Here is a 20,764-nt window from a genome sequence, read left to right as displayed (position 1 = left end):
CCCACATGGGAGGCTTTTTTGTGCCTGCAGTTTAAGACCAGCGAACACGGTTCGTTCTATTCTTCATCGAATAGCAGAAATAATCGCAATTAACGGACGGTTCTTATTGTGCAAAGGCTAAGAATTGTGGATGATTAGCAACAATGATCTTTCTATCTTTGACTGGCGCTATAAGCGACCGTTTTCTTGGGGACGAAAGATAACTTTCTCTGACAATACTAAATACATAGAGGTGCTATAGATGAGTGAAGCTGAGGCTCGTCCATCGAATTTCATTCGCCAAATTATTGATAAAGATTTAGCGGATGGTACACACAGTAGCGTGCATACTCGTTTCCCGCCGGAGCCAAATGGCTACCTGCACATTGGTCACGCTAAATCTATTTGCTTGAACTTTGGTATTGCTCAGGACTACCAGGGACAATGTAATCTTCGTTTCGATGATACAAACCCTGAAAAAGAAGACGTTGAATACGTTGAGTCAATTAAGAATGATGTAAGCTGGTTAGGCTTCGAATGGTCTGGTGATATTTGTTACTCATCAAACTACTTCGATACGCTTTACGCTTATGCTGTGGAATTAATTAATAAAGGCTTAGCGTATGTTGACGAGCTAAGTCCTGATCAAATCCGTGAGTACCGTGGCACGCTAAAAGAGCCTGGTAAAGCGAGCCCATACCGTGACCGCAGCCCTGAAGAGAACCTAGCGTTGTTTGAAAAAATGCGTGACGGTGGCTTTGAAGAAGGTAAAGCGTGTCTACGTGCTAAGATCGACATGAGCTCTTCGTTCATGGTTATGCGCGATCCTGTTATCTACCGTGTTCGTTTTGCTCACCACCATCAAACGGCTGACAAGTGGTGCATTTACCCAATGTACGACTTTACTCACTGTATCTCTGATGCGCTGGAAGGTATTACGCACTCTATCTGTACGCTTGAATTCCAAGATAACCGTCGTTTGTATGATTGGGTTCTAGATAACATCACGATTGACTGCCAACCTCGTCAGTACGAGTTTAGCCGCCTGAATCTTGAATATACAGTGATGTCTAAGCGTAAGCTGAACCAACTTGTGGTTGAAAACCTAGTTCAAGGTTGGGATGACCCACGCATGCCTACTATTTCTGGCCTACGTCGTCGTGGTTTTACTTCAAGCTCGATTCGTGAATTCTGTAAGCGTATTGGTGTAACTAAGCAAGAGAACATGATTGAGTTCGGTTCACTTGAATCTTGCATCCGTGATGATCTGAACGAAAATGCACCTCGTGCAATGGCTGTTCTGGATCCAGTTAAGATCGTTATCGAAAACTACGAAGCAGATACAGTAGAAACGCTAACGGTTGCAAACCACCCGAACAAGCCAGAAATGGGTACTCGTGAAGTTCCATTTACACGCGAAGTTTGGATCGAACGTGACGACTTCCGTGAAGAAGCAAACAAAAAGTACAAGCGTTTGGTTCTAGGTAAAGAAGTTCGCCTGCGTGGTGCTTACGTGATCAAAGCTGAACGTATCGAAAAAGATGCAGAAGGCAACATTACGACTATCTTCTGTTCTTACGACAATGAAACATTGGGTAAGAACCCTGCAGATGGCCGCAAAGTGAAAGGCGTTATCCACTGGGTATCTGCTGATAAAGCACTGCCTGCTGAGATTCGTTTGTACGATCGTCTATTCACAGTGCCAAACCCAGCCGCTGCTGATGACTTCGCTGCAACGCTAAACCCTGAATCTCTTGTTACGCTAAATGGTTTTGTTGAACCTAGCTTAGCAGAAGGTGTGGCAGAGCAAGCGTACCAGTTTGAACGTACAGGTTACTTCTGTGTGGATTCGAAAGACTCTAAAGCAGATGCACTAGTCTTCAACCGCACGGTTGGTCTACGTGACACATGGGGTAAAACTGAAGCTTAATGCTTGAGTATTTAGTTTGTTAAAAACGACCCAATAAAAAACCGGCTTAGAGCCGGTTTTTTTGTGTCTGAATAATATGGGATAAGTATCGGAGATCGTACTTATGTAGGGCCATATAAAAAACGCCGGCCTAAGCCAGCGTTCTGTATTACTACTTCGCTTTATGCGCGTCTGGATTGCCTTTGCAATCTCCGTTAATGCTTTTGCCGTACAAGTACAAACTGTGGTTTGTTAGTTGCACGTTGTAACGCTGAGCAATCTCTTTCTGTCTTTCTTCGATGATGTCATCAGAGAATTCGATCACTTCGCCACAATCTAAACATACAAGGTGGTCGTGGTGGTGCTGTGTAGAAAGTTCAAATACAGACTTGCCGCCTTCGAAGTGGTGACGAGTTACAATGCCAGCGTCATCGAATTGGTTAAGTACTCGATAAACGGTTGCAAGACCGATTTCTTCACCTAGGTCGATCAGCTTCTTATATAAATCTTCAGCACTAATATGTTGGCAGTCTGGCTGTTGTAATACTTCTAAAATTTTGAGCCGTGGAAGGGTCACTTTAAGACCTGCATCTTTTAGCGCTTGATTATTGTCTGACATATACTTTCCTGTTGATGATCTGCAGCAATTAACAGAATTCAATATTAATACCATTATAGTTTAGTCAGGCATAACAATAAACCACGAACTTCAAAGGGTTACTTACTGACATCACAATCTGTTTTGTAAATTGGAAGTATCTCACTTATAGTGGAGGTACGACCAGTCAAGGTGACGGTGTTTCTGATATGAACATGGAATGTTGTTATGAATAAGCAACTCGCAAAAATATATAAACCCAACATTGTAAAATTTGCTCTTAATATTTGGCCTCCCTTTTGGGGAGCGGGTATTCGAATAGCCCACATTAGCACTGACTTTAGGGTTGTTAAGACAGTACTTAAGCTACGCTGGTGGAATAAGAACGCCAATCGTACTCAATATGGCGGCAGTATCTTTTCTCTTACCGATCCCGTTTACTCATTGATGTTAATGGGAATTTTAGGTGAACGATATTATGTTTGGGATAAAGAAGCGAGCATTAACTTCATCAAGCCGGGGCAATCGGACTTGTATGCAGATTTTGAGATAAGGCAAGGGCAGCTTGACGATATCTATCGTCAGACGCAACTCGGTGAAAAGTGCTTCCCCGAATTTATTATTCACGTGAAAGATAAGCAGGGTAATGTGGTTTCAGAAATTCAACGCACCCTCTATGTAAGAAAGAAGCCGCAATTTAGAGATGATGATGAAGCATTAGAGGCTGAGTGCTAATTAATAGATTTTAAATAGCAAAAAACCTCCTATAAGGAGGTTTTTTCATATCTACATAATGGTTATTAACTGTAACAATTAACAACCACTAGAGAATTAGTCTTCTAGCTCTGCTAGGCACATCTCTTCGTGGATTTGTTTAACCCAGTTAGATACGCGCTCATCAGTTAGCTCAGGTTGACGGTCTTCATCGATACATAGACCAACGAATTGGCTGTCATCGCCTTCAACTAAACCTTTCGATGCTTCGAATTCGTAGCCTTCAGTTGATGTGTGACCTAGGATAGTACCGCCTTTCGCTTCAACGATGTCACGGATAGTACCCATAGCATCACAGAAGTATTCTGCGTAATCTTCTTGGTCGCCACAACCAAAGATAGCAACAAGCTTAGTTGAGAAATCAATAGCTTCTAGCTCTGGGAAAAAGTCATCCCAATCACATTGTGCTTCGCCGTAGTACCACGTAGGGATACCAAGCAGCAGTAGATCGAAGTTATCGATATCTTCTTTGCTGCTTTTTGCAATGTCTTGAACGTGAACGAGCTGTTTGCTCAATTGCTTTTGAATCATCTTAGCAACAGCTTCAGTGTTACCTGTATCGCTACCAAAGAAGAGACCTACACTTGCCATAGAATCATTACCTTTCATTTTGTCTGTTGTCGGTGTAATAAAGTTCGGAAGAGAATCGTTAGATCCCAGTTCCTTCCCAGCTTAGTTGGATTATCCCTTTGGCGATAAAACCCGCACAGCCAAGGAAAAGTACTAACCATACGATGCGACGACCAAATGGAGGAACATTTCCCTGCTTGAGAACGTCCTTAATTGCCATACCGATTAAAAAGAAAATCGCGGCAAACAGGAGATCTAAACCAACAGATTCGATGATGTTCATGTAGTCGTAAAGCATGGGAACCTTATATACCAATTTTGCTTGGGCGCACTATATCACTGTTGTGAGATAAAGTTAATCTGCAGTAATTACACAGCTCTCATTTATCTGCACGAAAAAGCGCAGTTAAGCGATGAATTTTCTAATTGCTCTAAGTACTTCTGCTGGTTTTTCAGCATGCAGCCAGTGACCTGTGTTGGCAATGACATGCGCTTTTGCGTTAGAAAATTGCTGCTGAACGGCTGCTTGATGTTCTGCGGTGAGGTAATCTGAATCCCCACCTTTAATGAGCAAGGTTTTGACCGAGGTTTTCTCGATCGGTTCCCAACCAATAATATGTGGGTAGTTGCTCAATAACGAAGCAACATTGAAGCGCCATTCCATGATGCCTTGCTCTGTTTTGAACAAAGATTTGGTTAAAAACTGGCGAACGCCATCGATCTCGATATGTTTTGCGAGAACCTTGAGTGCATCTGAGCGTGAAGTCGGCTCTTCTTCTATCACGGCTTGCAGGCCTGCGAATACGTTGTCGTGGCGACTCTGAGTGTACGCGACCGGAGCCATATCCAAGACAATCAATTTATGCAGCGCAAGATGTTGTGTCAGTGCCATCGCTACTTTGCCACCCATCGAGTGACCAATCACAGTGACGTCTTCTGACTTAAGATCATGCAGCAGTTGAGCCACGTCTTGTGCCATCGCTTGATAGTTATGAGTGTCACTATGGAAGGATTGACCGTGGTTGCGGAGATCGATACTAAGTACCTGATGATCGGCTTTTAGATCCCTAGCGAGCAAGCCAAGGTTGTCCAGATTACCGAATAATCCATGGATCAAAACAATGGTGTGACCCTCACCTTCAATTTTATAGTTGAGCTGTACTGACATTTTTATCTTATTCATGGTGGGTTTGACGTAGAGTATCCGCGCGGATCTCGCTATAATCCCCCAGAGTTTAAACATTGAGATTGTGAAAAGCGAATGAAAACAATTGAGGTTGATGAGGACCTATACCGTTTTATTGCGGGTCAGACAGAACGTATTGGCGAAAGCGCTTCAGATATTCTGCGCCGCTTGTTACAGGTTGATAGCCAAGGCATGGCTCCGATCGAAGAGATCGTTGAGCCAAAAGGTATCGTTGTTAGCAAAGAGGTAGGCTTTACTCCAGAGAAGTTCGATGGCGTTAAAGAAATGCGCTCACTACTAATATCAGATGAGTTTGCATCACTAAAGAAAGCCATTGATCGTTTCATGCTTGTGTTATCAACACTGCATAAAATCGACCCTTTAAGCTTTTCAGAAGCAACTCAAGTAAAAGGCCGTAAGCGCGTTTACTTTGCAGATAACGAAGCGACGTTGCTAGCAAACGGCAACACGACTAAGCCTAAAGCTATTCCACAAAGTCCTTTTTGGGTTATTACTAATAACAATACAAGCCGAAAAAGACAGATGGTTGAGCAGCTTATGAGCCGCATGAATTTCCAAGCAGAATTGATAGAAAAAGTAACAGGTTCAATTTAACGAAATCTGATTTAAACCTCATAATATCCATGGATAAGAAGATATTATGAGGTTTTTTTGTTTTAAAATTTTATATATAAGGATGTCGAAAAATGGCTATGCACCCTCGTGCTGGGCAGAAAGCTCAGCAGGAAGATCTTCATAATATCCCGGCTTTAGTTGCTAACTATTTCTTACAGCAACCGGATGCTACGAACCCAGATCATAAAGTACTTTTCGGTACTTCAGGTCACCGCGGTACAGCAGACAAATCAACATTTAACGAAAACCACATTCTAGCAATTGCACAAGCGGTTGCTGAAGTTCGTGCCGAGCAAGGTACAACTGGCCCTCTTTTCTTAGGTAAAGATACTCACGCTCTATCTGAGCCTGCGTTCTCTACGGTTATCGAAGTGCTTGTAGCGAACGGTGTTGAAGTTATTATTCAAGAAAACAACGGCTTTACTCCAACACCTGGTATCTCGCACGCGATTCTTACGCACAACCTAGTGAATGACAAAAAAGCCGACGGCATTGTTATCACGCCTTCACATAACCCACCTCAAGACGGCGGTATTAAATACAACCCGACACACGGTGGCCCAGCTGAAGCTGAACTGACTCAAGCGATTGAAGACCGTGCGAACGTGATCATTGCTGAGCAAATGCAAGGTGTTAAGCGTACGCCTATCGCACAGGCTAAACAGTCTGAGCTAGTAAAAGAAGTTGACCTAGTCGCGCCATACGTCGCTGATTTGGTTAACGTCGTGGATATGGAAGCGATCCAGAAAGCAAACATCAAGATTGGTGTTGATCCACTGGGTGGCAGCGGTATTGATTACTGGCGTCAAATTGGTAAAGCGTACAATCTAGATCTTACTCTGGTAAGTGAAGCGGTTGACCCTTCATTCCAATTCATGTCTCTAGATAAAGATGGCGTAGTTCGTATGGACTGTTCTTCTCCATACGCAATGGCAGGCTTACTGGCGCTTAAAGACGAGTACGCTCTAGCATTTGGTAACGACCCAGATTACGATCGCCACGGTATCGTGACACCTAAAGGTTTGATGAATCCAAACCACTTCTTAGCGGTTTGTATTGATTACCTATACCGTAACCGTGAAGGTTGGGGTAAAGACGTTGCTGTTGGTAAGACACTAGTATCAAGTGCATTAATCGATCGCGTAGTTTCTGACTTAGGTCGCGAACTTTGTGAAGTGCCAGTTGGTTTCAAATGGTTCGTTGATGGCTTATACAACGGCCAGTTTGGTTTTGGTGGCGAAGAGAGCGCAGGTGCTTCTTTCCTACGTAAAGACGGTACGCCTTGGTCAACAGATAAAGACGGCCTGATTCTTTGCTTGCTTGCGGCTGAGATCACAGCCGTGACAGGTAAGAACCCACAAGAATACTACGAAGAACTTGCCGCTAAACACGGTGAATCTAAGTACAACCGTATTCAAGCGGTAGCAAATGGTGCACAGAAAGACGTGCTGAAGAAACTATCTCCAGAGATGGTTTCTGCTGAGACGTTGGCTGGTGATGCAATTACTGCACGCTTAACACACGCTCCAGGTAACGGTGCTGCGATTGGTGGCTTGAAAGTGACAACTGAGAACGGCTGGTTTGCTGCGCGTCCATCAGGCACTGAAGACATCTACAAGATCTACTGTGAAAGCTTTAAGGGTGAAGAGCACCTGAAAGCAATCGAAGCAGAAGCTCAAGAGATTGTTAACCAAGTATTTGCAGCCGCTGGCCTATAATCGAATCTCGATTACTAGAGTTGCTAAGTAAATAGAAGAAGGGTTGATGTGAAAGCATCAACCCTTTTTGTTTGTGTTAGTTACGTATAAGCGGGAAAAGGTAACTGAGTTAGCTCAGACGACTAACCGTGTGGCCAACTTTGTGGCATCACAAACCAGAATTGCCCCGACTTTGTTTGCCCATGGACGAAGCGATCACCGAACTCGGTGATCGGCTGACTGCTGAAATCATCCGTCCCTGCTGCCCATTGCTCTTTGGTGAGTGGATACAGTGGTTCACTGATTAAATGAGCCTGATCTTGATAGCACCAAAAGCCGTTTACTTGGCTTGGGTTAATGTCATAGCCCAAGCATTTTGTCGGTATGTTTTGCTCTAAGAAAGGGTTGGTATATAGACGACCTTGCATCAGTAAGTGTTTTGAGTCGACATCGATTTCTGGATATTGCTCAACAAAGGCGGCAGAAGAGGACATTTCGAGTTGGTGGCTGAGCATCCTGTCGAGTTTCTTATCCAATTGGTCGTGAGAGTTGGGTCCAAACCATGTTTGTTCGTGGAGCAGATAAAACTTAATCGCCACTTCCCAATGTTCCAGCTTTTGGCTGCTCTCCTCTTTAAGAATAAAGTCGATTGCACCGAGAGTTCTGCCTTCCACATTGATCTGAATCTCGTCGTGCTTTATCGAGTAATTCGGTGAGGCAGCGATCACTTGCTCGCATAGATATTGGTAGAGGAAACCTAATCTAGGATTACCCTCATAAGTATGTGATGAGTCGATGGCATGGTTGCTAGAGAATGCACTGAGATCCGAAACCGGTGGCTTGATTTCTAGTAATGGCGGTGAGTCGATGACCCATTGGTAAAAACGTTGCAGTGCTGTCATCTCTTCCTCATAAACTCATCGTGGGGCTTTCGACATTCTACCCGTAAATTGATATAACGACGTTATTATAAAGGTAAGCTGGAAAGAAAAATGATTAACTTACAATTAGAAAAGCTACTTAACGAAAAACTGCAGCCACAGCAGATTAAAGATTACTGTCCTAATGGTCTTCAAGTTGAAGGCGCGACAGAAGTGAAGCGAATCGTTACTGGTGTAACAGCTTCTCAAGCCTTGATTGATAAAGCGGTAGAACTGAACGCAGACGCTTTGTTAGTCCATCACGGCTTTTTCTGGAAAGGCGAGTCAGAAGCGATTCGTGGCATGAAGGGCAAGCGTATTCGTACCCTAATTAAAAATGACATCAACCTTTTAGGTTATCACTTGCCGCTTGATATCCACCCTGAACTTGGCAACAACGCAAAATTGGCAGAGTTACTTGAGATAGAAGTTGAAGGCGGCTTGGAAGGGCACCCACAATCGGTTGCTATGTTTGGTAAATTAAAAGCGCCAATGACAGGTACTGAATTTGCAGCAAAAATCGATCAAGCTCTAAATCGTAAACCACTGCATATCGCTCCAGAAAACCAAGACAAAATGATAACGACCGTCGGTTGGTGTACTGGTGGTGGTCAAGACTACATTGAGCTAGCGGCTTCTCAAGGCATTGATGCTTTTATTTCTGGTGAAATTTCTGAGCGCACTACTTACTCAGCACGCGAGCAAGACATTCATTATTTTGCTGCTGGCCACCACGCGACTGAGCGATACGGTGTAAAAGCGTTAGGTGAATGGTTAGCGGAAGAACATGGCTTGGATGTTGAGTTTATTGATATCGATAACCCAGTTTAAGAGCAGATGCGAGATAAGGGGTACGAGTCGAGTGTATGCGTCGTTCTCTAGAATTGAGCAGGTAACCTGTATAGTTTATCTGCTCGCTTAAGGAGATCCCCAACTCATTCGTCCCTCGTTCTTGGGGATGACGATATTATTTTATTCGTTCACTTCGCATTCTTGAGGATGACGAAGTTGAGAGCGTAAAAAAGAAAAGGGGTTGATGTTCTCACATCAACCCCTTTTAACATTATGATTTATAGCAACTATTCACGTTCGTGAAGTGCTTTAAAGTCACGTTGTTCTTCACCAGTATATAGCTGACGAGGACGACCGATACGGTTCGTCGGATCGCTGTGCATTTCGTTCCAGTGAGCAATCCAACCGATGGTACGAGACATCGCGAAGATTACTGTAAACATAGATACTGGAATACCGATTGCTTTCAGAATGATACCTGAGTAGAAATCTACGTTCGGGTATAGCTTCTTAGAAACAAAGTACTCATCAGAAAGAGCGATACGCTCAAGTTCCATCGCCACGTCTAGTAGTGGATCTTGGATGTTTAGCTCTTTAAGCACTTCGTGACACGCTTCGCGCATTACTGTTGCACGTGGGTCGTAGTTCTTGTAAACACGGTGACCGAAGCCCATCAAACGGAATGGGTCATCTTTGTCTTTTGCTTTCGCAACGTATTCTTCAATGTTATCTACGCTACCGATCTCTTCAAGCATGCGCAGACAAGCTTCGTTTGCACCGCCGTGAGCTGGGCCCCAAAGTGATGCGATACCTGCTGCGATACACGCAAACGGGTTAGCACCAGATGAACCAGCAAGACGCACTGTAGACGTAGAAGCGTTCTGTTCGTGGTCAGCATGTAGAGTGAAAATCTTATCCATTGCACGAGCAACGATAGGGTTCACTTCATACTCTTCACATGGGTTTGCAAACATCATGTGTAAGAAGTTTTCTGCGTAGCCTAGGTCGTTACGTGGGTAGATAAACGGCTGACCGATTGAATATTTGTAACACATTGCAGCCAGTGTTGGCATTTTTGAAATCAGGCGGTATGCCGCAATTTCACGGTGTGTATCGTTGTTGACATCAAGTGAGTCGTGGTAGAACGCCGCTAGAGCGCCTACAACACCACACATTACAGCCATAGGGTGAGCGTCACGACGGAAGCCGTGGAAGAAACTAGCGATTTGCTCGTGCACCATAGTGTGACGTGTCACGGTAGTCTTGAACTTTTCGTACTCAGCTCGAGATGGGGCTTCACCGTAAAGAAGTATGTAACATACTTCTAAGTAATCAGCGTTATTGGCAAGTTGGTCGATTGGATAACCACGATGTAAAAGAATGCCTTTTCCACCGTCAATAAAAGTGATTTGAGACTCACAGGATGCAGTGGCAAGAAAACCAGGGTCAAAAGTGAAAAAACCATTAGAACCTAGTGTACGAACATCGATCACTGGAGTACCAAGTACACCTTCTGTAATCGGCAGCTCGATTGGCGCTTGACCTTCAATGTGAAGGGTAGCTTTCTTATCCGCCATAACAATCTCCTTTGTTTATTATTTAATCCATCCAGGATGTTTATGTGCCATTTTTTTACTGGTCTTACGTGGGAAAGTCAATTTTTCTGAAGCTTTGTGTGCACTTGTTAGTGTTTTTTACATTAAATTCGTTAAAAATCTGGTCTGTGTAGCATTATTTGTTACATCAATTGTATTAGAATGTTGCCAGTCGTATAGTGACGCTGAAAATTTTGGTTAAAACCTTATAAATGCAAGGCTAAGAAGAAATGTGAGGTGTCTTTCTTAATCGAGCAGTTAACAATTATTTTACAATTATCTAAGGCTCAACTTTAGTTATTTGTTAAGTTAATGTTAAATTTTGAAGGTTTACAATCAAATTTTGTCCATAACAATATCATAAGGTTATTTAATGACCATAATGCTCAATGGAGCTGAGTGAGCAAGCCCGTGAAAGAAAGAAAGACAAGACCTGTTAATTTAGATTTACAGACCATCCACTTTCCAATCACAGCAATAGCTTCCATCCTACACCGTGTGTCTGGGGTGATAACTTTTGTCGCGATTGGAATTCTGCTTTGGTTACTATCCATTTCCCTCTCATCCCCAGTAGGCTTTGCCGAAGCTAGCGACATTGTCGATGGTTTCTTCGTGAAGTTTATTCTGTGGGGCATTTTAACCGCTTTGGCTTACCACATTGCTGGTGGTATTCGTCACCTTCTTATGGACCTTGGTCACTTTGAAGAGCTGGAATCTGGCGCTAAGAGCGCTAAGGTTGCATTCGCAGCAACAGCGGTATTGTCTCTACTAGCGGGGATCTTAGTATGGTAAACAACGTTTCTACTTTTGGTCGTAATGGTGTCCACGATTATCTATTGATTCGTGCTACTGCCATCATTATGACGCTTTACACTATCTACCTAGTTAGCTTTTGTGCTTTCTCTGGTGATATCTCTTACGCATCTTGGACGCAATTCTTTGGTGGAACCTTCACTAAAGTCTTCACCATGTTAGCGCTTACTTCTGTTTTGGTTCACGCGTGGATCGGCCTATGGCAAGTACTAACTGACTACATCAAATGCGCAAAACTGCGTGTTGGTCTTCAAGTCGGTGTTGTTGCAGTTCTTCTTGGATATTTCTTCTCTGGTCTGTTTATTTTGTGGGGTGCGTAAGTGACTATTCCTGTTCGTGAGTTTGATGCCGTAGTGATCGGCGCTGGTGGTGCAGGTATGCGTGCCGCACTGCAAATTTCTGAGCAAGGCCTTTCTTGTGCATTGCTTTCTAAAGTTTTCCCTACTCGTTCTCATACGGTTTCAGCGCAAGGCGGCATCACTGTTGCTCTTGGTAACGCGCATGAAGACCATTGGGAACAACATATGTATGACACAGTAAAAGGTTCTGATTACATCGGTGACCAAGACGCTATCGAATACATGTGTAAAAACGGTCCTGAGTCGGTAATCGAACTCGAAAAAATGGGCCTGCCTTTCTCTCGTTTTGAGAACGGTACTATTTACCAGCGTCCTTTCGGTGGTCAATCTAAAAACTTTGGTGGTGAGCAAGCGGCTCGTACCGCAGCTGCAGCCGACCGTACTGGTCACGCTCTGCTTCACACGCTTTACCAACAAAACATTAAACACAAAACGACTGTTTTCTCTGAGTGGTATGCACTGGATCTTGTTAAGAACGAAGATGGTGCAATCTTAGGTACTACTGCGCTTTGCATGGAAACCGGTGAGGTTTGCTACTTCAAAGCGAAGGCAACAATCCTTGCTACCGGAGGTGCTGGTCGTATCTACGCATCAACAACCAATGCACATATTAATACTGGTGACGGTGTTGGTATGGCGATTCGTGCTGGCGTTCCTATGCAAGACATCGAAATGTGGCAGTTCCACCCAACGGGTATCGCTGGTGCAGGTGTATTGGTAACGGAAGGTTGTCGTGGTGAAGGTGGTTACCTTCTCAATAAAGACGGCGAACGCTTCATGGAACGTTACGCACCAAACGCTAAAGACTTAGCGGGTCGTGATGTTGTTGCTCGTTCAATGATGGTTGAAATTCGTGAAGGTCGCGGTTGCGATGGCCCTTGGGGTCCACACATCAAGCTTAAGCTTGATCATCTAGGTAAAGAGACACTTGAATCTCGTCTTCCTGGTGTATGTGAACTTTCTCGTACCTTTGCTCACGTTGATCCAGTGAAAGAGCCAATCCCAGTAATCCCTACATGTCACTACATGATGGGTGGTGTTCCAACACAAGTTTCTGGTCAAGCTATTAAGCAAACCGAAGACGGCAACGATGTTGAAATCCAAGGTCTCTTTGCTTGTGGTGAAATCGCATCAGTATCAGTACATGGTGCCAACCGTCTAGGTGGTAACTCACTGCTTGATTTGGTGGTATTTGGTCGTGCGACAGGTCTACACCTAGGTGAGACACTGAAGAAGCAAGACGAAGCGAAACCTGCAACTGAAGCTGACATTGAGCGTTCACTAGAGCGTTACAACCGTTGGGAAAACAGCACAGACGGCGAAGATCCAGCGCAAATCCGTAAAGATCTTCAGCAATGTATGCAGAACAACTTCTCAGTATTCCGTGAAGGCAAAGCAATGGCTGAAGGCCTAGAAGAGCTAAAAGCGATTCGCGAGCGTCTGAAAAATGCACACCTATCTGATAAGTCTACAGAGTTCAACACTCAACGTATCGAGTGTCTAGAGCTTGAAAACTTGATGGAAACGGCATTCGCAACGGCTGTTGCTGCAAATTTCCGTACAGAGAGCCGTGGCGCACACGCTCGATTCGATTTCCCTGACCGTGATGATGAGCAATGGCTATGCCACTCACTTTACAACCCAGAGTCAGAGAGCATGACTAAGCGTGGTGTAAACATGGAACCTATCCATCGTGAAGCGTTCCCACCAAAAGCACGTACGTACTAAGGAGATATGACCATGAAACTGAATTTCTCTTTATATCGTTACAATCCAGATGTCGACCAGAAACCTTATATGAAGGAATACACTCTAGAAGTGGATGAAGGTTCAGACATGATGCTTTTGGATGCGCTTATTCTGTTGAAAGAGCAAGATCCAACAATCTCATTCCGTCGCTCATGCCGTGAAGGTGTATGTGGCTCGGATGGTTTGAACATGAACGGTAAAAATGGCCTAGCGTGTATCACGCCATTGTCTGCGCTTTCGGGCCAAGACAAGATTGTGATTCGCCCACTGCCTGGCTTACCCGTTGTTCGTGACCTGATTGTAGACATGACTCAGTTCTACGATAACTACGAAAAAGTGAAGCCATTCTTAGTGTCTGATGGCAATGTGCCACCGGCTCGTGAAAACTTACAAAGCCCTGATGAGCGTGCTCATTTAGATGGATTGTACGAATGTATCATGTGTGCATGTTGTACAACGTCATGCCCATCATTCTGGTGGAACCCTGACAAATTCATCGGACCAGCAGGCCTGCTTGCAGCGTACCGTTGGCTAATTGATAGCCGAGATACAGCGACAGACGAACGTTTGTCCGATCTTGATGATGCATTTAGCGTTTTTCGTTGCCATGGCATCATGAATTGTGTAAGTGTTTGTCCTAAGGGATTAAATCCGACGAAAGCTATTGGTCACATCAAGACCATGCTAGTGAATCGTTCGGTTTAAGTTATATAAAAATTGCCGCCCTAGAAGTTTTGGGGCGGCCTTTTAATAGCTCGGCATAGACCGCAGCAAACGTGAAAACTACTGGTTAAGGGAAAATATGCACAACGGCGTGATGAAGGCATGGCTCGAGTCTTCACACTTGGCTGGCGCCAATGCAACGTACGTAGAAGAACTCTATGAACTGTATCTAAGTGACCCAGATTCGGTAAGTGACGAATGGAGAAGTGTTTTTGAAGAACTGCCTGTGCAAGCTTCAGAGACAGTGGAACAACCACACTCTCGTGTTCGTGAATACTTCCGTCGACTCGCTCAAGAAACAAAGCATTACAGTGTCCAAGTTAGTGATCCAGATGTCGATGCGAAACAAGTAAAGGTTCTGCAACTTATTAATGCCTATCGATTCCGAGGGCATCAAGCAGCAAATCTAGACCCCCTAGGTTTATGGAAAAGAGCGACAGTTGATGAACTGGACCCTTCTTTCCACACTCTTACCGAAGATGACCTCAATGAGACGTTCAACGTCGGCTCTTACGCCATTGGCCAAGAGACGATGGTGCTTAAAGATCTCTACAAATCTCTAAAGCAAACGTATTGTGGCTCTATTGGTGCTGAATACATGCACATGACAAATACAGAGCAAAAGCGTTGGATCCAACAACGTTTAGAGTCTGTATCTGGTCAACCCTCTTTCAACAAAGAAGAAAAGCAAGCTTTCCTAGAAGAGCTAACTGCTGCTGAAGGTCTTGAGCGCTATCTTGGTGCGAAATTCCCAGGCGCAAAACGCTTCTCGTTGGAAGGTGGTGATGCTCTTATCCCAATGACGAAAGAAATTATTCGTCATGCTGGCGGACAAGGCATGCGTGAAGTTGTTGTTGGTATGGCTCACCGTGGTCGTCTAAACATGTTGGTCAACGTGCTTGGTAAAAAGCCACAAGACCTGTTTGACGAGTTTGCGGGCAAGCACGATGACACGTGGGGTACTGGTGATGTGAAATACCACCAAGGCTTCTCTGCGGACTTCGCAACGCCAGGCGGCAACGTTCACTTAGCACTAGCATTTAACCCATCTCACTTAGAAATCGTAAACCCGGTAGTTATCGGTTCAGTACGTGCACGTCAAGATCGCCTTGGTGATAATGATGGTAGCCGTGTACTTCCAATTACTATCCACGGTGACTCAGCTATCGCTGGTCAGGGTGTAGTACAAGAGACGTTTAACATGTCTCAAGCTCGTGGTTTCTGTGTAGGTGGTACGGTTCGTATCGTTGTAAACAACCAAGTTGGTTTTACAACTTCTAACCCTCGCGATACACGCTCTACGATGTACTGTACCGATATCGCGAAGATGGTTCAGGCTCCGATTTTCCACGTTAACTCTGATGATCCAGAAGCGGTTGCGTTTGTTGCGCGTCTTGCATTGGATTACCGTAATACGTTTAAGCGTGATGTTGTTATTGATTTGGTTTGTTACCGTCGCCACGGTCACAATGAAGCCGATGAGCCGAATGCAACACAGCCTTTGATGTACCAAAAAATCAAGAAGCACCCAACACCACGTAAGCTTTACGCTGACGTGCTAATGGAGCGCGGTGAGTTTGGTATTGATACAGCAACTCAGCTAGTTAACGAATATCGTGATGCACTTGATCACGGTGAAGTTGTGGTTAAAGAGTGGCGTCCAATGGCACTTCACTCAGTAGACTGGTCTCCTTACCTAGGTCACGACTGGAACATCGAGTGGGATAACAAGATTGATATCGAGCGCCTGAAAGAGCTTGGTACCAAACTTTGTCAATACCCGGACAGCCACAAGCTGCAAAGCCGAGTAAATAAACTGTACAACGATCGTACTGCCATGGTGAATGGTGAGAAACAAGTCGATTGGGGTATGGCTGAAACTCTGGCATACGCAACACTTGTTGACGACGGTAAGCGTATTCGTATCTCAGGCCAAGATTCAGGTCGTGGTACGTTCTTCCACCGTCACTCAGTACTGCACAATCAATCAGATGCAAGCACGTATGTTCCTCTTGCGAACATTCATGATAAACAAGGGCCATTCCAAGTGTTTGACTCTGTGTTATCTGAAGAAGCGGTACTCGCATTTGAGTATGGTTACGCGACAGCAGAGCCAAGCGGTCTAACCCTTTGGGAAGCTCAATTTGGTGACTTCGCAAACGGTGCACAAGTTGTTATCGACCAATTCATTTCATCAGGTGAGCAAAAGTGGGCACGTCTATGTGGTCTAACTATGCTGCTTCCTCACGGTTATGAAGGCCAAGGCCCAGAGCACTCTTCTGCACGTCTTGAGCGTTACCTTCAGTTATGTGCTGAACAAAACATGCAGGTTGTTGTTCCTTCAACACCGGCACAGGTTTACCACATGATTCGCCGTCAGGTTGTTCGACCAATGCGTCGTCCTCTGATCGTAATGTCACCTAAGTCATTGCTTCGTCATCCTCTGTGTACTTCTTCTCTGGAAGATTTGGCAGAAGGTTCGTTCCAACCAGCTATCGCAGAAATTGATGACCTGGCGCCTGAGAACGTAAAACGCGTCGTGTTCTGTTCAGGTAAGGTTTACTTTGACCTGCTTGACCAAAGACGTAAGAACGAGCAAGACGATGTCGCTATTGTACGTATTGAGCAACTTTACCCGTTCCCTTATGAGGATGTGAGAGCTGCCATCGCACAATACACAAATGTAGTCGATTACGTTTGGTGTCAAGAAGAGCCACAAAACCAAGGTGCTTGGTACAGTAGCCAACATAATTTCCGAGCTGCTATCCCAGTAGGTGCTGATATTCAATACGCAGGTCGTCCTGCATCAGCATCACCAGCTGTTGGCTATATGTCAGTACACTTGAAACAACAAAAAGCGTTAGTTGACGACGCTTTGACCCTACTTAAGAACTAGAAGTAAAAGGAAAATACGCACATGACAATTGAAATTCTGGTTCCAGATTTACCTGAATCTGTGGCTGATGCAACAGTTGCTACTTGGCACAAAAAACCGGGCGAAGCGGTTGCACGTGATGAAGTCATTGTAGATATCGAAACAGATAAAGTAGTTCTAGAAGTACCGGCTCCTGAAGCGGGTGTTCTGGAAGCTATCATTGAAGAAGAGGGTGCTACGGTACTTTCTAAGCAGCTTCTGGCTAAAATCAAGCCGGGTGCTGTCGCTGGTGAACCAACGAAAGACACCACTGAAGATACAGAAGCATCTCCTGATAAGCGCCATAAAGCTGCGCTAACAGAAGAGAACAACGACGCGCTAAGCCCAGCTGTTCGTCGCCTGCTTGCTGAGCACAACCTACAACCAGCTGACGTTAAAGGCACTGGTGTTGGTGGTCGTATTACTCGTGAAGACATCGACGCACACCTAGCAGCAGCGAAAGCGGCTCCGGCAGCAGCATCTGCACCAGCAGTTGAAGCGCCAGCAGCGGCTCGCAGCCAAAAACGCGTGCCTATGACTCGCCTGCGTAAGACAGTTGCAAACCGTCTTCTAGAAGCGAAAAACAGCACAGCAATGCTGACTACTTTCAACGAAGTGAACATGAAGCCAATCATGGACCTTCGTAAGCAGTACAAAGACCAATTCGAGAAACGTCACGATACGCGTCTTGGCTTCATGTCTTTCTACGTGAAAGCAGTAACAGAAGCACTGAAGCGTTTCCCAGAAGTGAACGCTTCTATTGATGGTACAGATATCGTTTACCACAACTACTTCGACATCAGCATGGCAGTATCAACGCCACGTGGTCTAGTGACTCCAGTACTCAAAGACTGTGACACACTAGGTTTCGCTGATATCGAAAAAGGCATCAAAGAGCTAGCAATCAAAGGTCGTGACGGCAAGCTAACGGTTGATGAACTGATGGGCGGCAACTTCACTATCACAAACGGTGGTGTATTTGGTTCTCTAATGTCTACGCCAATCATCAACCCGCCTCAAGCGGCAATTTTGGGTATGCACAAAATCCAAGACCGTCCAATGGCTGTTGATGGCAAGGTAGAGATTCTACCAATGATGTACCTAGCGCTTTCTTACGACCACCGTCTAATCGATGGCCGTGAATCAGTTGGCTTCCTAGTGACCATCAAAGAGCTTCTAGAAGATCCTGCACGTCTGCTATTAGACGTTTAGTATCGCTAAAACGTCTAGTTAACCCCGTTAGCTAGACGTAAAAAGTTTCAAAGGCTAGGCTGCTCAACGTCTGGCCTTCAATTGAACTGTAAAGCCATTAGAAAATGGACAGCAGTTGTTTTGAGAAGACCCTACAGACGTAACACAGGAAACTGTGTCGTTATGGAAATAATAATCCCTTAAGGGAAAATAAACGGAATATCAAAATGAATTTGCATGAATACCAAGCCAAACAGCTGTTTGCAGAATTCGGTTTGCCTGTACCAGAAGGTTTCGCATGTGATACTGCACAAGAAGCTTTCGAAGCTGCAGGTCGTATCAGTACAGCCAAGAAAGTCGTTAAGTGTCAAGTACACGCTGGTGGCCGCGGTAAAGCGGGCGGCGTAGAGCTACATGACACCAAAGAAGGCGTTAAAGAGTTTGCACAAAAGTGGCTAGGTAAAAACCTAGTGACTTACCAAACAGACGCTAATGGTCAGCCTGTAACTAAGATCCTAGTTGAAGAAGCATCAAACATTGCTAACGAACTTTACCTAGGTGCTGTTGTTGACCGCGCAACGCGTAAAATTGTATTCATGGCGTCAACTGAAGGCGGTGTGGACATTGAGAAAATCGCTGAAGAAACTCCAGAGTTGATTCACCAATCAGCGATCGATCCTCTAGTAGGCCCTCAAGCTTACCAAGGCCGTGAACTGGCGTTCAAACTTGGTCTAGTTGGCGATCAAATCAAACAGTTCGTTAAGATCTTCATGGGTCTTGGCCAAATGTTCTCTCAGTACGACCTAGCTCTACTAGAAATCAACCCGCTTGTAATTACTGGCGAAGGCAACCTGCTTTGTCTAGACGGCAAGATCAACATCGACTCAAACGCGATGTACCGTCAGCCTAAACTACGTGAAATGCACGATCCATCTCAAGAAGATGAGCGCGAAGCACACGCAGCACAGTGGGAACTGAACTACGTAGCACTAGATGGTAACGTTGGCTGTATGGTTAACGGTGCAGGCCTTGCGATGGGTACGATGGATATCGTAAACCTACACGGCGGCAAGCCAGCAAACTTCCTTGATGTAGGCGGCGGCGCGACTAAAGAGCGTGTAGCTGAAGCATTCAAGATCATCCTTTCTGATGATAATGTTAAAGCAGTACTCGTAAACATTTTCGGTGGCATCGTTCGTTGTGACATGATCGCTGAAGGTATTATCGGTGCAGTTAAAGAAGTCGGCGTAACAGTTCCTGTAGTTGTTCGTCTAGAAGGTACAAACGCAGACCTAGGTCGCGAAGTACTTGCTAATTCTGATGTTGATATCATTGCAGCTGAATCTCTAACAGATGCTGCTCAGAAAGTTGTTGCTGCTGCGGAGGCTAAATAATGTCTGTATTAATTAACAAAGACACTAAAGTAATCTGTCAGGGTTTCACTGGCGGTCAAGGTACATTCCACTCAGACCAAGCTATCGCATACGGTACGCAAATGGTTGGTGGTGTTTCACCTGGTAAAGGTGGTCAAACTCACCTAGGCCTTCCAGTATTCAACACAGTACGTGAAGCGGTAGAAGTAACTGGCGCAACAGCAACAGTTATCTACGTACCAGCTCCTTTCTGTAAAGATGCAATCCTAGAAGCGATTGATGCAGGTATCGAACTGATCGTAACGATCACTGAAGGTATCCCTACAACAGATATGATCGACGTTAAAGTGAAGCTAGAAGAAACTGGCGTTCGCATGATCGGTCCTAACTGTCCAGGTCTTATCACTCCAGACGAGTGTAAGATTGGTATCATGCCTGGTCACATCCACAAGAAGGGTAAAGTAGGTATCGTATCTCGTTCAGGTACTCTGACATACGAAGCAGTTAAGCAAACAACAGATGAAGGCTTTGGTCAGTCTACATGTGTTGGTATCGGTGGTGACCCTATCCCAGGTTCAAACTTCATTGATATCTTGAAACTTTTCCAAGAAGACCCAGAAACTGAAGCAATCGTAATGATTGGTGAAATCGGTGGTACTGCGGAAGAAGAAGCGGCTGATTTCATCAAAGCAAACGTAACTAAGCCAGTTGTATCTTACATCGCTGGTGTTACTGCTCCTCCGGGCAAACGTATGGGCCACGCAGGCGCAATCATCTCTGGCGGTAAAGGTACTGCTGAAGATAAATTCGCAGCACTAGAAGCAGCAGGCGTTAAGACTGTTAAGTCTCTTGCTGACATCGGTAAAGGCCTACGTGAAATCACGGGTTGGTAATCAGCTGGCTTTTATCGATTGAGATAGAAGTTAATTGAAACGATATTAAAAAGGCTTGGTCACTGACCAAGCCTTTTTTTATGGTGCGCCGAG

Annotated in this window: 19 protein-coding genes; 13 read left to right on the top strand and 6 right to left on the bottom strand. The window is 44.8% G+C overall.

Going from position 1 to position 20,764, the window contains the following annotated elements; translation table 11 throughout:
* Positions 1 to 241 precede the first annotated feature (241 nt).
* Positions 242 to 1,909 (top strand): glutamine--tRNA ligase, encoded by a 1,668-nt coding sequence (gene glnS, locus AB4375_RS10470; RefSeq protein ID WP_017063407.1) that lies wholly within the window; start codon positions 242 to 244, stop codon positions 1,907 to 1,909.
* Between the two features lie 151 nt (positions 1,910 to 2,060).
* On the opposite strand, the gene fcrX is transcribed toward glnS, so the two are convergent.
* Entirely contained in the window at positions 2,061 to 2,507 is a 447-nt protein-coding gene (gene fcrX / locus AB4375_RS10465; protein ID WP_017061956.1) for a ferric iron uptake transcriptional regulator FcrX, read from the bottom strand.
* Positions 2,508 to 2,714: 207 nt separating this feature from the next.
* Here fcrX and AB4375_RS10460 point away from each other — a divergent pair, with 207 nt between their 5' ends.
* Positions 2,715 to 3,221 carry a DUF4442 domain-containing protein gene (locus AB4375_RS10460; RefSeq protein ID WP_017061955.1) on the top strand — a complete coding sequence of 169 codons (507 nt, stop codon included), beginning with the start codon at positions 2,715 to 2,717 and terminating at the stop codon, positions 3,219 to 3,221.
* A gap of 96 nt (positions 3,222 to 3,317) precedes the next feature.
* Here AB4375_RS10460 and fldA read toward each other — a convergent pair whose 3' ends face one another.
* From fldA to AB4375_RS10445, 3 genes are all read right to left on the bottom strand, one after another.
* Positions 3,318 to 3,851: a flavodoxin FldA gene (fldA, locus tag AB4375_RS10455; protein ID WP_010436745.1), complete on the bottom strand. Its 534-nt coding sequence runs from the start codon at positions 3,849 to 3,851 to the stop codon at positions 3,318 to 3,320.
* A 58-nt stretch (positions 3,852 to 3,909) separates the two neighbouring features.
* Positions 3,910 to 4,128, bottom strand: coding sequence for a DUF2788 domain-containing protein (locus AB4375_RS10450; protein WP_004737900.1), 219 nt, complete (start codon positions 4,126 to 4,128; stop codon positions 3,910 to 3,912).
* A 108-nt stretch (positions 4,129 to 4,236) separates the two neighbouring features.
* Positions 4,237 to 4,998, bottom strand: coding sequence for an alpha/beta fold hydrolase (locus AB4375_RS10445; RefSeq protein WP_017061954.1), 762 nt, complete (start codon positions 4,996 to 4,998; stop codon positions 4,237 to 4,239).
* A gap of 93 nt (positions 4,999 to 5,091) precedes the next feature.
* Between AB4375_RS10445 and seqA the strand changes: the two genes are divergently transcribed.
* A complete protein-coding gene (gene seqA / locus AB4375_RS10440; RefSeq protein ID WP_017061953.1) occupies positions 5,092 to 5,631 on the top strand; it encodes a replication initiation negative regulator SeqA in 540 nt (179 codons plus the stop codon).
* A gap of 92 nt (positions 5,632 to 5,723) precedes the next feature.
* Positions 5,724 to 7,370: a phosphoglucomutase (alpha-D-glucose-1,6-bisphosphate-dependent) gene (gene pgm / locus AB4375_RS10435; RefSeq protein ID WP_017061952.1), complete on the top strand. Its 1,647-nt coding sequence runs from the start codon at positions 5,724 to 5,726 to the stop codon at positions 7,368 to 7,370.
* A 122-nt stretch (positions 7,371 to 7,492) separates the two neighbouring features.
* Here the strand turns inward: pgm and AB4375_RS10430 are convergent, their stop codons facing one another.
* Positions 7,493 to 8,251 carry a DUF1853 family protein gene (locus tag AB4375_RS10430; protein ID WP_017061951.1) on the bottom strand — a complete coding sequence of 253 codons (759 nt, stop codon included), beginning with the start codon at positions 8,249 to 8,251 and terminating at the stop codon, positions 7,493 to 7,495.
* Between the two features lie 90 nt (positions 8,252 to 8,341).
* Between AB4375_RS10430 and AB4375_RS10425 the strand changes: the two genes are divergently transcribed.
* Positions 8,342 to 9,100: a Nif3-like dinuclear metal center hexameric protein gene (locus AB4375_RS10425; protein WP_372051536.1), complete on the top strand. Its 759-nt coding sequence runs from the start codon at positions 8,342 to 8,344 to the stop codon at positions 9,098 to 9,100.
* Positions 9,101 to 9,348: 248 nt separating this feature from the next.
* Here the strand turns inward: AB4375_RS10425 and AB4375_RS10420 are convergent, their stop codons facing one another.
* The gene (locus tag AB4375_RS10420; protein WP_017061949.1) at positions 9,349 to 10,638 is read right to left on the bottom strand and encodes a citrate synthase; all 1,290 of its coding nucleotides are present in this window, start codon (positions 10,636 to 10,638) and stop codon (positions 9,349 to 9,351) included.
* A 417-nt stretch (positions 10,639 to 11,055) separates the two neighbouring features.
* Here AB4375_RS10420 and sdhC point away from each other — a divergent pair, with 417 nt between their 5' ends.
* From sdhC to sucD, 8 genes are all read left to right on the top strand, one after another.
* The gene (gene sdhC, locus AB4375_RS10415; RefSeq protein WP_017061948.1) at positions 11,056 to 11,448 is read left to right on the top strand and encodes a succinate dehydrogenase cytochrome b556 subunit; all 393 of its coding nucleotides are present in this window, start codon (positions 11,056 to 11,058) and stop codon (positions 11,446 to 11,448) included.
* Complete coding sequence (sdhD, locus tag AB4375_RS10410) at positions 11,442 to 11,789, top strand: succinate dehydrogenase, hydrophobic membrane anchor protein (RefSeq protein ID WP_010436768.1); 348 nt, start codon at positions 11,442 to 11,444, stop codon at positions 11,787 to 11,789. Before sdhC ends, sdhD begins: the two co-directional genes overlap by 7 nt.
* A complete protein-coding gene (gene sdhA / locus AB4375_RS10405) occupies positions 11,790 to 13,556 on the top strand; it encodes a succinate dehydrogenase flavoprotein subunit (RefSeq protein ID WP_017061947.1) in 1,767 nt (588 codons plus the stop codon).
* 12 nt (positions 13,557 to 13,568) lie between these two features.
* A complete protein-coding gene (locus AB4375_RS10400; protein ID WP_010436773.1) occupies positions 13,569 to 14,282 on the top strand; it encodes a succinate dehydrogenase iron-sulfur subunit in 714 nt (237 codons plus the stop codon).
* 97 nt (positions 14,283 to 14,379) lie between these two features.
* Entirely contained in the window at positions 14,380 to 17,196 is a 2,817-nt protein-coding gene (gene sucA / locus AB4375_RS10395; RefSeq protein WP_372051535.1) for a 2-oxoglutarate dehydrogenase E1 component, read from the top strand.
* A gap of 21 nt (positions 17,197 to 17,217) precedes the next feature.
* Positions 17,218 to 18,426, top strand: a complete 1,209-nt coding sequence (gene odhB / locus AB4375_RS10390) for a 2-oxoglutarate dehydrogenase complex dihydrolipoyllysine-residue succinyltransferase (RefSeq protein ID WP_017056410.1) — start codon at positions 17,218 to 17,220, stop codon at positions 18,424 to 18,426.
* A 206-nt stretch (positions 18,427 to 18,632) separates the two neighbouring features.
* Positions 18,633 to 19,799, top strand: coding sequence for an ADP-forming succinate--CoA ligase subunit beta (gene sucC / locus AB4375_RS10385; protein ID WP_010436793.1), 1,167 nt, complete (start codon positions 18,633 to 18,635; stop codon positions 19,797 to 19,799).
* Positions 19,799 to 20,671: a succinate--CoA ligase subunit alpha gene (gene sucD / locus AB4375_RS10380; protein ID WP_017061945.1), complete on the top strand. Its 873-nt coding sequence runs from the start codon at positions 19,799 to 19,801 to the stop codon at positions 20,669 to 20,671. The genes sucC and sucD overlap by 1 nt, the downstream gene beginning before the upstream one ends.
* The last annotated feature ends 93 nt before the right edge of the window (positions 20,672 to 20,764 follow it).

This window comes from Vibrio sp. 10N.261.51.C6 (genome assembly GCF_041471785.1).
Classification (GTDB): Bacteria; Pseudomonadota; Gammaproteobacteria; order Enterobacterales; family Vibrionaceae; genus Vibrio; species Vibrio crassostreae_C.
The sequence above is the reverse complement of the archived record's forward strand: the minus strand, read 5'-3'. Positions and strand labels throughout refer to the sequence as shown.

Excerpts from the sequence above, each read along its gene's own strand:
- AB4375_RS10460 (WP_017061955.1), top strand. The coding sequence starts at position 2,715 with ATGAATAAGCAACTCGCAAAAATATATAAACCCAACATTGTAAAATTT.
- sucA (WP_372051535.1), top strand. The coding sequence starts at position 14,380 with ATGCACAACGGCGTGATGAAGGCATGGCTCGAGTCTTCACACTTGGCT.
- glnS (WP_017063407.1), top strand. The coding sequence starts at position 242 with ATGAGTGAAGCTGAGGCTCGTCCATCGAATTTCATTCGCCAAATTATT.
- AB4375_RS10445 (WP_017061954.1), bottom strand. The coding sequence starts at position 4,998 with ATGTCAGTACAGCTCAACTATAAAATTGAAGGTGAGGGTCACACCATT.
- fcrX (WP_017061956.1), bottom strand. The coding sequence starts at position 2,507 with ATGTCAGACAATAATCAAGCGCTAAAAGATGCAGGTCTTAAAGTGACC.
- AB4375_RS10425 (WP_372051536.1), top strand. The coding sequence starts at position 8,342 with ATGATTAACTTACAATTAGAAAAGCTACTTAACGAAAAACTGCAGCCA.
- sucC (WP_010436793.1), top strand. The coding sequence starts at position 18,633 with ATGAATTTGCATGAATACCAAGCCAAACAGCTGTTTGCAGAATTCGGT.
- AB4375_RS10430 (WP_017061951.1), bottom strand. The coding sequence starts at position 8,251 with ATGACAGCACTGCAACGTTTTTACCAATGGGTCATCGACTCACCGCCA.
- odhB (WP_017056410.1), top strand. The coding sequence starts at position 17,218 with ATGACAATTGAAATTCTGGTTCCAGATTTACCTGAATCTGTGGCTGAT.
- AB4375_RS10450 (WP_004737900.1), bottom strand. The coding sequence starts at position 4,128 with ATGCTTTACGACTACATGAACATCATCGAATCTGTTGGTTTAGATCTC.
- fldA (WP_010436745.1), bottom strand. The coding sequence starts at position 3,851 with ATGGCAAGTGTAGGTCTCTTCTTTGGTAGCGATACAGGTAACACTGAA.
- sucD (WP_017061945.1), top strand. The coding sequence starts at position 19,799 with ATGTCTGTATTAATTAACAAAGACACTAAAGTAATCTGTCAGGGTTTC.
- seqA (WP_017061953.1), top strand. The coding sequence starts at position 5,092 with ATGAAAACAATTGAGGTTGATGAGGACCTATACCGTTTTATTGCGGGT.
- AB4375_RS10400 (WP_010436773.1), top strand. The coding sequence starts at position 13,569 with ATGAAACTGAATTTCTCTTTATATCGTTACAATCCAGATGTCGACCAG.
- AB4375_RS10420 (WP_017061949.1), bottom strand. The coding sequence starts at position 10,638 with ATGGCGGATAAGAAAGCTACCCTTCACATTGAAGGTCAAGCGCCAATC.
- pgm (WP_017061952.1), top strand. The coding sequence starts at position 5,724 with ATGGCTATGCACCCTCGTGCTGGGCAGAAAGCTCAGCAGGAAGATCTT.
- sdhD (WP_010436768.1), top strand. The coding sequence starts at position 11,442 with ATGGTAAACAACGTTTCTACTTTTGGTCGTAATGGTGTCCACGATTAT.